Genomic DNA, 14,003 nt, shown 5'->3' on the forward strand with positions numbered 1-14,003 from the left:
CCCGATCGTATGTCATGAAAGTTTGACCGACCAAGGCCGACGACGTTTCATGCACACTTTTGATCTACCTCAGGTCGCGGAGATTTTGCCGATCGACGGCGTGTGGCAGTTGCTGATCGCGTGGCTGTTACCGTGCGCAAGGACGGATGGCGCGCCACGCCGAAATGAAAAAAGGCAGCATCGCGCTGCCCTCTTTCGTACAACGATTGGCTGCAGGATCACACGCTGAAGCGATTCAAAGTGTATGCGCGATAGGCAGCGACGAATGCATCGAACGAGCCGACTTCCTCGCGCTCGAGCTTCGCCTGTTCTTCGAGCGACTTTGCCGCAGACTCAGCGAACGCCTGCTGTTCGTCGACGGGCAGCGGACGCGAGTGGAAATATGCGGCATGCGCTTCGCTCTGCTCGAGGCCGAATTGCAGGAAGCTCTGCTGCCTGTCGCGCATTGTTTCCAGTACGCGTGCCGACGGCGTCAACGATACATCAGCGAGCTTTGCGCGTTGCGTCGCGACAGCACGAGCGTGCGAGTCGTCGCCGCGCAATGCGTCGAGCGTTGCCGCGGCGCTGTCGATCTTCGCGAAGAGTTCGTGCGCCCAGTCGAGCATCGGGATGCTGCGTCCCTCGCGCGTCAGTTCCAGACCCGCCTTGCGCCCTTCCATCGTGACGCGGCCAAAGTTCGCGTTGGATTCGGCATAGGCAGCCGGCGGCAGTAGTGCGCTGTCGTCGAGCGCGCAGACCAGCAGATAGGCGTCGAGAAAGCGCGACGTTTCGAGCGAGATTCCGATCGGCTCAAAAGGATCGATATCCATGCAGCGCACTTCGACGTACTGCACACCGCGCGCGGCGAGAGCATGCAGCGGACGCTCGCCAGGATACGTGATGCGCTTTGGCCGGATCGTCGAATAGAACTCGTTTTCGATCTGCAGCACGTTAGTGTTGATCTGCACCCACTCGCCGTCGCGCTGCGTGCCGATCGCCTCGTACGGCGGATAGGGCTGGCTGACCGCTTTTGCGAGTGCGTCGAGATAGCCGGGCAGCGTGTCGTAGTCGGCATGCAGCGCGGCCTGCGCAGTGGTGTTCGAATAACCGAGATCGCTCATCCGCAGGCTCGTCGCGTATGGGCGATAGAACGTGTCGGCGTCGAAGGTTTCGAGCGTATGCGCGCGGTCGCGCAGGAAGCGGCGATCAAGTGCCGGCGATGCGCCGAACAGATACATCAGCAGCCAGTTCGTACGGCGGAAATTGCGGATCAGTGCGAGGTAGCGTTCCGACTGGAAATCGACGGGGCTCGCCGTGGACTGCTGATCCGCGTGAAGCACGCGCCACACTTCTTCGTTCAGCGAATAGTTGTAGTGAATGCCCGCAATGCATTGCATCGTGCGCCCGTAGCGCAGCGCCAGACCGGTGCGGTACACATACTTCAGCTTGCCGATATTGGATGTGCCGTATTGCGCGATCGGGATCTCGTCGTCGGCGGGCAAGAGGCCTGGCATCGAGTTGTTCCAGAGAATCTCGTCGCCGAGCTCTGCGTAGACGAAACGATGCAGCTCGTCGAGTTTTTCCAGCGTGATGGAGACGTCGTGTTCGGCCGGTGTGATCAGTTCGAGCAACGCTTCCGAATAGTCGGTGGTCAGCGACGGGTGCGTCAGGGCGGAGCCCAGCGCGCGCGGATGCGGCGTCATCGCGAGCTGGCCATGGTGCGTCACGCGCAGGCTTTCTTTTTCGATGCCGCGCAGACCGGCCGTCAGCGCGTCGCGCTGCGGGCCGGATGTCAGCACAGACAGGCGGTGCGAAAAGGCGTCGGTCGTGCGGAGAGGTGTCGTGTTGGGCATTGATGCAGGTCGTGCGTTATCGGCGCTTTGTGCGGCCGACAACGATCGGCGGAATTTTCAGTAGCGGGCACTTTAACATCTCGCCAGAACCCCTGCTTGAGGCCGCTTCGGCGGCCGGTTCCGCGTCTCCGGGACTACCCTGGAATCGCCGTTTCCCCGACACCCGTCAACCGCCGCGCGCCCCTCCCGCGCGGTCCGCGACCTCATTCCACAGATGCATGGCGGCATAGGCGCGCCATGGCCGCCATGTGTCCGTGCGTGTGCGTTGCTGGGTCGGACGGACGAGCGTCGGGTCGCGCATGGCAATCGACTGCATCAGCACCAGGTCCCACGCCGGCCACGCATCGGCATCGCGCCATGCGCGCATCGCGACGTATTCGACCGTCCACGGCCCGATGCCGGGCAACGCGAGCAGCGCGGCACGCAATGCCATCGCGTCGATATCGGCGTCATGGGTGTGGTCGATGGGCACGGCGCCGGAGGCCACCGCCTGCGCAAAGCCTTGCAACGCGGCCACACGTTTGCCAGGCATGCCAATCTGCGCGAGATCGACGGCAGCAAGAGCCGCAGGCGTCGGAAAGCGCCAGGCGGTGCGCTCGTGCATATGGCCTTCGATGCGCTGTCCGGCGCGCTGCACGAGCCGGCCGATGATCGTGGTGGCCGCCTTCACGCTGACCTGCTGGCCGACGATTGCCCGGACCACCAGCTCGAAGCCGGACCAGGCTCCCGGCACGCGCAGACCCGGCGCGGCTTCGACGAGCGGGGCAAGCCACGGGTCGCTGGCGAAGTGCGAGCGGATCGCCGCCGGATCGGCGTGCAGGTCGAACATGCGCGCGATGGGCGCGGCGAGCGCCTCGGCATGGCGGCCGACCTCACCTTCGAGCGTGGCGACGATGCAGCGCTTCTTCGGATGCAGACGGACGGTCAGCGTGCCGCTGTCGCCGGCCCACTCGATTGCGCGACGATACGCGCTGTCTTCGACCGCTTCGACGCCAGGTGTCGCGCGTCCCGCGAAGAAACGCAGGATGCGCGGCCAGTCGAAAGGCGGTTTGAACGGCAGTTCGAGAGAAGCGGCGGATGTTGCGGACGGAATGGGCCTAAGGGTGCTCAAGCGACGTGATCCAGATCGTTGGTTTCGGCAGGCGCAGCGGCTACCGCGCCCGTGTGGCGAGCTTCAGTGTCGAGCAGCGCTGCCTTGCGCGGCAGGCCCCAGCGGTAGCCCGCGAGCGCACCACCCTTCTGCACGACACGATGACACGGAATCGCGAGTGCTACCGGATTGGTCGCGCAGGCGCTGGCGACAGCACGTACCGCGCGCGGTGAACCGACGGCTTCGGCGATATCGGAATAGCTACGCGTCTCGCCGTACGGGATGCGCCGCAACGCGTCCCAGACCCGCAGTTTGAAGGCGGTGGCGGCGATATCGAGCGGCAGGTCGAAATGCTGGCGTGTACCGTGCAGATAGGCGTCGATCTGCCGGAGGAACGGCGCGAGCTTCAGCGGATCGTCGATCAGCATGGCATTCGCGAATTCGCCGCGCAGGTCGTCGACCAGCCCGGCGACCTCGTCACCGAAGGAGATCTTGCAGATGCCCTTGTCGGTCGCCGCGACGAGCACGAAGCCGAGCGACGTCGGCGCACTGCCGTAGCGCACGGTGAGACCCTTGCCCTTGTGGCGGTAGGCCGACGGCGCCATGCCCAGTTCGGCCGGCGCGTTGTCGTACATCCGTGATGGCGAACTGAAGCCCGCGTCGACGGTGGCGCGGGTGACGTCGGTGCCGCGTTGCAGGGCGTCGCGCAGCGCTGCGCCACGCTGCGCGGCCTGATACTCGCGCGGCGACACGCCTGTTACGCGCTTGAACAGTCTCTGCAGGTGAAATGGGCTGACGTGGACCGCTTCGCTCAGCTGGGCGAGCGTGAGACGTTGCTGGGGGTCGGCATCGAGCGCCGCGCAGGCGCGGTTCACGATGTCGAGCTCGCGCGGCAGGCCGCCGGGCTGGCAGCGTTTGCAGTCGCGATAGCCCGCGGCGCGCGCTTCGTCTGCGGTAACGAAAAATTCGACGTTTTCACGGCGCGGCGGACGTGATGCGCACGACGGCCGGCAAAAGACCCCCGTCGTGCGGACGGCGTAAAAGAACACGCCGTCTGCCTGGGCGTCGCGTTCGGTGAGGGCGGTCCAGCGCTCGGCGTCGGTGGACCAGGCGAGTTGTGTGGCGTTCATGACGTTCTCGACAGGACGGTTTCGATGGTCCTAATGTAGTCCGCAGAGCCTTACAGTACGCTCCGGTTCTTGCTCTGTCATTGGGCCGCCCGGGTTAGCCGGCAATTGTTGGGGTCGAATCCCAGGAGAGAGCACAAATCGGCATCGCCTCGGGTTTTCCCTTAAAAATCTATTGCGTCGCACCAACCCGTTGTGTATAGTTGTCTCTGTCTCCTCCATGTCTCCTCCTGATATGGATTCAGCCCGCTCCCTGTGAGCGGGCTTTTTTTCGCCTGCTAACTGTACGACAGCGCGGACAACGGCATGAAATCGGCAGGCAGCCAGCAGGCAGTCATCCGCCGAGCCATCCAGCGGCATTAGCACCCGCCTCGTCTTCCTCCTACACTCGTAGACTGCCATCCAGCGGCATGAAGAACCGGACGAAGGAGGCTTTTCCATGAAGTTTCACATTCGTGAGATCGACCACGTCGTGATCAGGACCACCGATCTCGATGCGATGACCCGTTTTTACCGCGATGTACTTGGCTGCAGCGTGGAGAAGGAACAGGCTGATCTTGGGCTCACTCAGTTACGCGCCGGGCGCTCGCTGATCGACCTGCTGAAGGTCGGCGGGAAGATCGATCGCCCGGAGAGCGGCGCGCCGGGCGCGGGACGCAATATGGATCATCTGTGCCTGCGCATCGAGCCCTTCGACACCGATGCGCTCAAGGCGCATCTCATCGTCCACGGGGCGCGGCCGGGAGAGCCGGCACTGCGATATGGCGCGGACGGCTACGGCCCTTCGCTGTATCTGTTCGACCCAGAAGGCAATATGGTCGAACTGAAAGGGCCACCCGAAGCGGCGCGCGAGACGTCCCTGTAGCTTCGTCGCCAATGAGCCCTGCCGGGTTCCGCTGCGCCCCATGGAGTCGGTGACGCGCTCAGACGCTGGCCGGCGCCTTCAACACGGTCCACTCGATCGGCACCGGATCGGCTTCGGTGCTGCCGAGCCACGCGGCGCTGTCCTGCACCGTGCATTGCAGTCGCATCGTCCGTTCGGCGAGGCCGCCAAGGGCCTCGGCGACGCCTTCACCCAGCGACCAAACCGTCACATTCCGCAGACGCTCGACCTTGCTGCGCACGCCCTGCCACCAGATATCGGAGGTTCGGCCCGCATACGCGATCACGATCACCTCGTTCGCTCGACCGCTTGCCTTCGCGATGCGCCGTTCGTCCGGCTGACCGACGTCGATCCAGGTTTCGATGGCGCCGGTCAGGTCCTTTTGCCAGAGATCGGGCTCATCGGTATCCGACAGCCCCTTGCAGAATTCGAGCCGCTCCTGCGCGAACAGCGCGAACGCGGCGACGCGGACCATCATTCGCTCGTCGGTTTCAGACGGGTGGCGCGCGATGGTCAGCTGATGGTCGGCATAGTAGTGCCGGTCCATGTTGGCGATCTGGAGTTCCGCCTTGTAAATCGTCGATTTTAGAGCCATGCAGGATCAAGGGCCGCTTCGGCGGCCCTTTCAGAATAAGGGTTAAGCAGCGACTTTCAGGTCGCCGCGGTGGCATCGAACGGCGTGCCGTACACCTCGGCGGCGGCCTCGCGAAGCGCGTCGAGCACCACCGACGCCGCCGGCGAAAGCAGATGCGACTGGCGCGTGATGATACCGAATGCGTCCATCCTGCACGGCAAGTCGATCGGCAGGCGCTTCAGCACGCCGTACTGCTGATACTGCCGCGCGACCTCGTCAGGCAACACGGCCAACATGTCACTCTGCAAAAGCAGGCTCGAGATCGCCAGAAAATTGTTCGTATTGACGACGTTTTGCGGCGGATTCAGTCCGATCTGCGAAAAGATCATATCGAACCGGTGCCGCAGCACGCTACCGGGCGGATGCAGTACCCAGCTAGCGTTGACGATGCCGCGCAACGTCAGCCCCGCCTCGCCTTCGAGCGGATGGCCGGGCCGTGCGACCACACATAACGGCTCATCGGCGAGCGGTTCATAGCGGACCTCGGTCTTTAACTGGTCCTGCCGTTCGAGCACCCGGCCGATCATGATATCCAGTTCGCCCTCCGCCACACGCGGCAGCATCACATCCGACGTTTCGACCTGCACCCAGATCTGCAACTGCGGATAGCGCGCCTTCACGCTGGCTATCGCGCGCGGCACCATCGTCGCGGCTGCCGTCGCGATCACGCCGATGCGCACCTGTCCCGCAAGTCCGGCCCGCAATGCCGATATTTCATCATGCGCGTGACTCAGGTTTGACAGCACCATCCGCGCGTGGCGAATCATCACCTCACCGTACAGGGTGGCGTGCATGCCGTGCGGCGTCCGGTCGAAGAGACTCACGCCCAGCATGTCCTCCAGTTCCTTCAGCAAACGGGATGCCGCGGGCTGCGTCATCCCGAGCACGTCGGCAGCGCGCCGGACGTTGCCCTCTTCCTCCATCGCGGCGAGCAGTAACAGCTGTCGGGTCTTGAGCCGCGCGCGGACGAACCAGTTCGAGTAGCTGCGTGTCATGGATGTCCCGCTCCGTTGTTTCGTGCGGTTATCTGGGGGATGTCGGCAAAAGACCTGGCGGTAGGTCGTATCGGCGCCACACCGCGTTGGGCCAGCTGCGATGATGCCATACCAGAAACGATATTGCGATGGCCTAAAAAGGGATTGGAAAGTTATTGCGGCGACTCATACCATTCGTGAACTTTCACCGGACGGCCGCACTGCGCAGCGATGAATCGCGATCCCCTAGCCCCTCTGTTTCCTCTCGTATCCGGTCCGTTCCGGCACTACATCAATGGTGCCTGGGAAACCGGTGCGACGACGGGGCTGTCGCTGAATCCATCGGATCTCGACGATCCGATCGGCGAATATGCCCGCGCCGATGCACGGCAGACCGATGCGGCCATCGAGGCTGCAAGCGCGGCGTTTCGCGAGTGGTCGCTCGCTTCGATCCAGCGGCGGGCCGACGCACTGGATGCGATCGGCAGTGAGATTCTCGCTCGCAAGGACGAACTTGGCCGCCTGCTGGCGCGCGAGGAAGGCAAGACCCTGCCGGAAGCGATCGCAGAAGCGACGCGCGCCGGCCAGATCTTCAGGTTTTTCGCCGGCGAGGCGCTGCGCGTTCCCGGGGAACACCGCCCATCGGTGCGCGCCGGAATCGACATCGACGTGACACGCGAGCCGCTCGGCGTAATCGGGATCATCGCGCCATGGAATTTTCCGCTCGCGATTCCGGCATGGAAGATCGCCCCGGCCCTCGCCTATGGCAACTGCGTCGTGTTCAAGCCGGCCGAAACGGTTCCAGCGTGCGCGGCGGCGCTGGCCGGGATCATCAATCGCGCGGGGTTGCCGGCGGGCGTCTTCAATCTCGTCATGGGCAGCGGCCGGCAGGTTGGCGAACGGATCGTCGCCCACCCGCTCGTGCACGCGATCAGCTTCACGGGCTCGGTCGAGACCGGAACACGTGTGCTGCAGTCGGCGGCCGCGCGGCAGGCCCGCGTGCAGCTTGAGATGGGCGGCAAGAACCCGCTCGTCGTGCTGGCGGACGCAAATCTGGAGAGCGCCGTCGATGCGGCGCTGAACGGCGCGTTCGTCTCTACCGGACAGCGTTGTACGGCTTCATCGCGGCTGATCGTCGAGCGCGGCGCGTTCGAACCTTTCGTCGAGGCATTGAAGGCGAAGCTTGCGTCGCTTTCCGTCGATCACGCGCTGAAGCACGGTACCGACATCGGGCCGGTCGCCAACGAGCAGCAGCTCGCAGTGACGCAGGACTACCTGAATGTCGGTCGCGAAGAAGGCGCGGAGCTGGTGGCGGGCGGCCGCCGGCTGGAACGGGCAACGCGGGGCTACTTTCTCGAGCCGGCGCTCTTCATTGGTGAGCCAGCGCATCGGATCGCACGCGAGGAGATTTTCGGTCCGCTCGCCGTTGTACTTCCTGCCGACGACTACGAGCACGCACTGCATCTCGCCAACGACACGCCGTTTGGCCTGTGCGCAGGCATCTGTACGCAGTCGCTGAAATACGCGCGGCATTTCCGGCGCCACAGTCAGACCGGCATGGTGATGGTGAATCTGCCAACCGCGGGCGTCGACTATCACGTGCCGTTCGGCGGTCGCAAAGGCTCGAGTTACGGACCGCGCGAACAGGGCACGTATGCCGTTGAGTTCTACACGACTGTAAAGACCGCTTACGTCGCGGGCTGAAGCACGACGCAACATCGGCCATGACGTGGCAAACCTGCGCGGGCGGGCACCCGGATCCGCACGCGCCAGCATCGACCGGCTGCAAAAACATGAAGTACCCGCAGCTTTGATAACTTCAGGAGACACGAATGAATCTCAAGCTTCGCCGTTTGACCCTGTCTGCGATGGCCGCTGCCGCCCTCGCCGCTCCGTTCGCCGCGCATATGTCGGCGCATGCGGACGAGCCGCTGAAAGTCGGCTTCCTCGTGAAGATGCCGGAACAGGCGTGGTTCATCAACGAACAGAAAGCCGCGTCCGCCCTCGGCCAGAAGGAAAACTTCTCGGTGGTGAACATCGGCACGCCCGACGGCGAAAAGGTTCTGGCCGCAATCGACAACCTCGGCGCCCAGGGTGCAAAAGGCTTCGTGATCTGCGCCCCCGACGTGCGTCTCGGACCGGCCATCGAGGCGCGTGCGAAGCGCTACAACATGAAGTTCGTCACCGTCGACGACCAGCTCGTCGACTCCTCCGGCAAGCCGCTGGCGGACGTGCCGCACCTCGGCATGTCGGCGTTCAAGATCGGCAATCAGGTCGGTCAGGCGATCTCGGATGAAATGAAGCGTCGCGGCTGGAAGCCCGAAGAAGTCGGCGCGCTGCGCATCACGAACTACGAACTGCCGACCGCCAAGCTTCGCACCGATGGGGCGACGCAATCGCTGCTGGCAAACGGCTTCAAGAAAGAGAACATTTTCGATGCGCCGCAAAAGACGACCGATGACGAAGGCGGCTTCAACGCGTCGTCACCGGTGCTCGCACAGCATCCGAACATCAAGAAGTGGGTGGTCTTCGCGCTGAACGAAGAAAGCGTGCTGGGCGGCGTGCGCGCGACCGAGCAACTGCATATTCCGTCGGCGGATGTGATCGGCGTGGGCATCAACGGCGCGGGCGAAGCGTTCGCCGAATTCCAGAAGAAAGAGCCGACGGGCTTCTACGGAACGATCGCTGTGAGCTCGACAAACCACGGCAAGCAGAGCACGGAAAACCTCATCGAGTGGATCAAGACGGGCAAGCAGCCGCCCGCCGATACGCAGACCACCGGCAAGCTGATGGTGCGCGGCAACTGGCAACAGGTGCGTCAGGAACTCGGCATCTAAAGCGGTACAGGCACGCGTGAGATGAACGGCGCGCGGATGGCCATGACTGTCCGCGTGCCGGCTTCACCTCCTCCAGCAAGAGGCATTCGATGACGGCTTTACCACAAGAAGAAGCGGCTGCGGTGGCATCGCCCTCGCCCGCTTCCGGTCCATGGCTGCGGCTTGACGGCATCACCGTGCGCTTTCCGGGCGTGCTCGCGCTCGACCAGGTTTCGCTTGGCGTGCGGTGTGGCGAAGTGCACGGGCTGATGGGTGAAAACGGCGCGGGCAAGTCGACGCTGCTGAAGGTGCTGTCGGGCGTCAACCACCCTGAGTCCGGCACGTTGCGGCTGAATGACGTCGCGCAGCAGTTCACGACGACCAAGGCAGCGATCGAAGCCGGCATCGCGATCATCTATCAGGAACTGCATCTCGTGCCGGAACTGACGGTCGCGGAAAACCTGATGTTGGGTGCACTGCCGAACCGCTTTGGCGTGCTCGACGAGAAGGCGCTCGTCAAACGTGCGATCCATGAACTCGACCGGCTCGGCGAGAAGATCGATCCGGCGACGCAGGTGAAACATCTGTCGATCGGCCAGCGGCAGATGATAGAAATCGGCAAGGCGCTGATGCGCGACGCGCGCGTGATCGCGTTCGACGAACCGACGAGTTCGTTGTCGTCGCGCGAAACGGAGCAGTTGTTCCGCATCATCCGCGCGCTGAAAGCTGAAGGCCGCGCCATCATCTACGTCACGCACCGGATGGACGAAGTCTACGAGCTGTGCGATCGCGTGACAGTGTTCCGTGACGGGCGCCGGATCGAGACGTTCGAAGCGGTAGACGGACTCGATCGCGACCAGCTCATCAGCTGCATGGTCGGCCGTTCGATCAGCGACGTGTACGGCTACCGTTCGCGCGAGATGGGCGCGACTCAGCTCGAGGTGAAGGATCTGATGGGTCCGGGTCTGTCGGAGCCGGCTTCGTTCGTCGCGCGGGCCGGCGAGATCGTGGGCTTTTTCGGGCTGGTTGGCGCTGGCCGCTCTGAACTGATGAAGCTCATCTACGGCGCGGTCAGACCGAGCGCCGGCGAGATCACCCTCAAGGGGCGCCGCGTGCGTTTCTCGACGCCGCGCGATGCGGTGCGCGCGGGTGTCGCCTTGTGCCCGGAGGATCGCAAGCAGGAAGGCATCGTGTCGATCGCGTCGGTCTCGGACAACCTGAATATCAGTTGCCGCCGCCACTTCAGCCGCTTCAACGTGCTGAACGGCCGCAAGGAGGCGCAGACGGCGAAGGATTTCATCGCGAAGCTCGCCATCAAGACGCGCAGCGGTGAAACGCCGATCGGCACGCTCTCGGGCGGCAACCAGCAGAAGGTCATCCTGTCGCGCTGGCTCGCGGAAGAAATCGACGTGTTCCTGATGGACGAGCCGACGCGCGGCATCGACGTCGGTGCGCGTAGCGAAATCTACGGCCTGCTGTATGCGTTGGCTGAGGCGGGCCGCACGGTGATCGTCGTGTCCAGCGACCTCGCTGAAGTGATTGGCGTCACCGATCGCGTGCTCGTGATGAAGGAAGGTCGCATCGTCGGCGACCTGCCGAAAGCGCAGGCCACGCCCGATGCGCTGATCAAGCTCGCGCTGCCACGCTGACGCGCCCTTCGGGCAATCGAATCAGGAACAGACAACATGCAAACACAATCGACCAACTCACCCCTGCCCAATCCGTCGGGCGCCTCCGCGGGCATCGGCGCGCGTGCGGCGCGCACGTGGGATCTCATCAACAGGTCGGGCATCGTGATGGTGTTCGTGATCCTGTTCACCGTGCTGTCGTTCACGGTGCCGGGGTTCATCAGCTCACGCAATATCCAGGGGCTGCTGCTGTCGGTGACGCTGATCGGCTCGATCTCCGTCACGATGATGTTCGTGCTTGCGCTCGGCGAAGTGGATCTTTCTGTGGCTTCGATCGTCGCGTTTTCAGGCGTCGTCGCGTCGACGTTGATTACCGCGACCCATAGCGTGCTGTTCGGCGTGCTGGCGGGCGTGCTCGCCGGCGGCGCGGTCGGGCTGGTGAACGGAGTGCTGGTTGCGCGCTACAAGATCAATTCGCTGATCGTCACGCTGGCGATGATGGAGGTCGTGCGCGGCCTTGCATTCATCACGTCGAACGGCGACGCGGTGATGATCTCCGAAGAGCGTTTCTTCGATCTTGGCGGCGGTTCCTTCCTCGGGATCTCGTATCCGATCTGGAGCAACATCGTCGGCTTCGTGCTGTTCGGCTTCCTGCTGAAAAAGACCGTGTTCGGCAAGAACGTGCTGGCCGTGGGCGGCAACGGCGAAGCAGCGTTGCTGGCGGGGTTGCCCGTCACGCGTATCAAGATCACCGTGTTCATCCTGCAGGGACTCGTGACCGGCTTTGCGGGCGTGATGCTCGCGTCGCGGATGAGTCTCGGCGATCCGAAGACTTCAGTCGGGCTCGAACTGGGCGTGATTTCGGCGTGCGTGCTCGGCGGCGTGTCGCTCACGGGCGGCGTGGCGACGATTTCCGGCGTTCTCGTCGGTGTGTTGATCATGGGCTCGGTGCAGGACGCGATGAGCCTGATGAACGTGCCGACTTTCTATCAATACCTTATTCGTGGCGGAATCCTGCTGCTAGCGGTACTGTTTGATCAATTCCGGCGCAGCAAGCGTGTGCACTGAGCGACAGACCGCGCGCCCGACATGTATGACAAAAGACAGGAGTATTCATGGCTGATTCAAGCAAGACCAGTAAGCCGCTACGCAGCCAGGCGTGGTTTGGGCTGAAGGACCGCGATGGTTTTCTGCATCGCTCGTGGATGAAGAACCAGGGTATTCCGCACGATGAATTCGACGGACGCCCGGTGATCGGAATCTGCAACACCTGGTCGGAACTTACGCCGTGCAACGCGCACTTTCGCGAGCTGGCGGAGTATGTGAAGAAAGGCGTCTACGAGGCCGGTGGCTTTCCGCTGGAGTTTCCGGTGATGTCGCTGGGCGAAACGAATCTGCGCCCTACAGCCATGTTGTTTCGCAATCTCGCGTCGATGGATGTCGAGGAATCCATTCGCGGCAATCCGATGGATGGCGTGATCCTGCTGGTTGGCTGCGACAAGACCACGCCCGCGCTGCTGATGGGCGCGGCGTCGTGCAATCTGCCCGCGTTGGCGGTATCTGGCGGCCCGATGCTGAATGGCCGCTTTCGCGGCAAGAACATCGGCTCCGGCACGGGCGTGTGGCAGATGTCCGAGGAAGTGCGTGCCGGCACGATGACGCAGGAAGAATTCACCGAGGCCGAATCGTGCATGAACCGCTCGCGCGGCCACTGCATGACGATGGGCACGGCTTCGACGATGGCGTCGATGGTGGAATCGCTGGGCATGGGGTTGCCGCACAACGCGGCGATTCCCGCGGTCGATGCGCGGCGTCAGGTGTTGGCGCATCTCGCTGGCCGGCGCATCGTCGACATGGTCCGCGAAGACCTGACGATGGACAAGATCCTCACGCGCCAAGCCTTCGAAAACGCGATCCGCACCAACGCCGCGATCGGTGGCTCGACCAATGCGGTCGTGCATCTGATCGCACTGGCGAAACGGATCGGCGTGGAGCTGTCGCTTGAAGACTGGGAACTGGGTTCGAACGTGCCATGCCTCGTGAATCTGCAGCCATCGGGTGAATACCTGATGGAGGACTTCTATTACGCGGGCGGCCTGCCCGCCGTGCTGAAACAGCTTGGCGAACAGGGCCTGCTGCATCGCGATGCGCTGACAGTCAACGGCAGGACGATCTGGGAGAACGTACGCAACGCGCCCAATCACGACGAGAAGGTCATCACGACGTTTGCCGAGCCCTTCAAGCCGAAGGCCGGCATTGCGGTGCTCAAGGGCAACCTCGCGCCGAATGGCGCGGTGATCAAGCCGTCGGCAGCCACGGCGAAGCTTTTGAAGCACCGTGGACGCGCGGTGGTGTTCGAAAACATCGAAGAGCTGCACGCGAAGGTCGACGACGATTCACTCGATATCGACGAGCACTGCATCATGGTGCTCAAGGGCGCAGGACCGAAGGGCTATCCGGGTTTCGCTGAAGTGGGCAACATGCCGCTGCCGAAGAAGGTGCTGCAAAAAGGCATCACGGACATGGTCCGCATCTCGGACGGCCGCATGAGCGGGACCGCGTATGGCGCGGTGGTGCTGCATGTGTCGCCGGAAGCAGCGGCAGGCGGGCCGCTCGCACTCGTGAAAACCGGCGACATGATCGAACTCGATGTCGAAGCGCGGCGCCTGCATCTCGATGTCTCCGACCAAGAACTCGAGCGCCGTCGAACCGCGTGGCAGGCGCCCGAGCCGCCGAAACGCGGTTATTACAAGCTCTACGTCGAACACGTGCTTCAGGCCGATCAGGGCGCGGATCTCGACTTCCTGGTTGGCTCGAGCGGCGCGCCAGTGCCGCGCGATTCGCATTGATTTGATGTACCTGCGCTAGCGAGAAGGCGTCATGCCGATGCGTGTTTTAAGCGCATCGGCTTTTTTTGCTCGTTACGCCGCGGGAACGGGCGAAAAAAATGGCCTGGCAAAAGGCGCCAGGCCATTTTTTTAAACACGCAGATTGACCGCCAGTCCATTAAAGGACGGGC

At 63.3% G+C, this 14,003-nt stretch carries 11 protein-coding genes; 6 read left to right on the plus strand and 5 right to left on the minus strand.

The window, feature by feature from the left end; translation table 11 throughout:
- Positions 1–218 precede the first annotated feature (218 nt).
- The 3 genes from gshA to ada all read right to left on the minus strand — a co-directional run bounded on the left by gshA (position 219) and on the right by ada (position 4,052).
- Positions 219–1,832, minus strand: a complete 1,614-nt coding sequence (gene gshA / locus B0G77_RS06820; protein ID WP_133661430.1) for a glutamate--cysteine ligase — start codon at positions 1,830–1,832, stop codon at positions 219–221.
- A gap of 166 nt (positions 1,833–1,998) precedes the next feature.
- A complete protein-coding gene (locus B0G77_RS06825) occupies positions 1,999–2,943 on the minus strand; it encodes a DNA-3-methyladenine glycosylase (protein ID WP_243750947.1) in 945 nt (314 codons plus the stop codon).
- Positions 2,940–4,052: a bifunctional DNA-binding transcriptional regulator/O6-methylguanine-DNA methyltransferase Ada gene (ada, locus tag B0G77_RS06830; RefSeq protein ID WP_133661431.1), complete on the minus strand. Its 1,113-nt coding sequence runs from the start codon at positions 4,050–4,052 to the stop codon at positions 2,940–2,942. The genes B0G77_RS06825 and ada overlap by 4 nt, the downstream gene beginning before the upstream one ends.
- Before the next feature lie 436 nt (positions 4,053–4,488).
- Here ada and B0G77_RS06835 point away from each other — a divergent pair, with 436 nt between their 5' ends.
- Positions 4,489–4,914 (plus strand): VOC family protein, encoded by a 426-nt coding sequence (locus tag B0G77_RS06835; protein ID WP_133661432.1) that lies wholly within the window; start codon positions 4,489–4,491, stop codon positions 4,912–4,914.
- A gap of 58 nt (positions 4,915–4,972) precedes the next feature.
- Here B0G77_RS06835 and B0G77_RS06840 read toward each other — a convergent pair whose 3' ends face one another.
- On the minus strand, positions 4,973–5,527 hold the full coding sequence (locus B0G77_RS06840; protein ID WP_133661433.1) for a YaeQ family protein: 555 nt from the start codon (positions 5,525–5,527) through the stop codon (positions 4,973–4,975).
- A gap of 56 nt (positions 5,528–5,583) precedes the next feature.
- A complete protein-coding gene (locus tag B0G77_RS06845) occupies positions 5,584–6,561 on the minus strand; it encodes a LysR family transcriptional regulator (protein WP_133661434.1) in 978 nt (325 codons plus the stop codon).
- A gap of 210 nt (positions 6,562–6,771) precedes the next feature.
- Here B0G77_RS06845 and B0G77_RS06850 point away from each other — a divergent pair, with 210 nt between their 5' ends.
- From B0G77_RS06850 to B0G77_RS06870, 5 genes are all read left to right on the plus strand, one after another.
- Positions 6,772–8,244, plus strand: a complete 1,473-nt coding sequence (locus B0G77_RS06850; RefSeq protein ID WP_133661435.1) for an aldehyde dehydrogenase family protein — start codon at positions 6,772–6,774, stop codon at positions 8,242–8,244.
- Between the two features lie 128 nt (positions 8,245–8,372).
- On the plus strand, positions 8,373–9,377 hold the full coding sequence (locus B0G77_RS06855) for an arabinose ABC transporter substrate-binding protein (RefSeq protein ID WP_133661436.1): 1,005 nt from the start codon (positions 8,373–8,375) through the stop codon (positions 9,375–9,377).
- A gap of 89 nt (positions 9,378–9,466) precedes the next feature.
- A complete protein-coding gene (gene araG, locus B0G77_RS06860) occupies positions 9,467–11,005 on the plus strand; it encodes an L-arabinose ABC transporter ATP-binding protein AraG (protein WP_133661437.1) in 1,539 nt (512 codons plus the stop codon).
- Positions 11,006–11,041: 36 nt separating this feature from the next.
- Complete coding sequence (gene araH / locus B0G77_RS06865; RefSeq protein ID WP_133661438.1) at positions 11,042–12,052, plus strand: L-arabinose ABC transporter permease AraH; 1,011 nt, start codon at positions 11,042–11,044, stop codon at positions 12,050–12,052.
- Positions 12,053–12,099: 47 nt separating this feature from the next.
- On the plus strand, positions 12,100–13,833 hold the full coding sequence (locus B0G77_RS06870; RefSeq protein WP_133661439.1) for an IlvD/Edd family dehydratase: 1,734 nt from the start codon (positions 12,100–12,102) through the stop codon (positions 13,831–13,833).
- Positions 13,834–14,003 lie beyond the last annotated feature (170 nt).

It is taken from the genome of Paraburkholderia sp. BL10I2N1, from assembly GCF_004361815.1.
Lineage (GTDB): Bacteria > Pseudomonadota > Gammaproteobacteria > Burkholderiales > Burkholderiaceae > Paraburkholderia.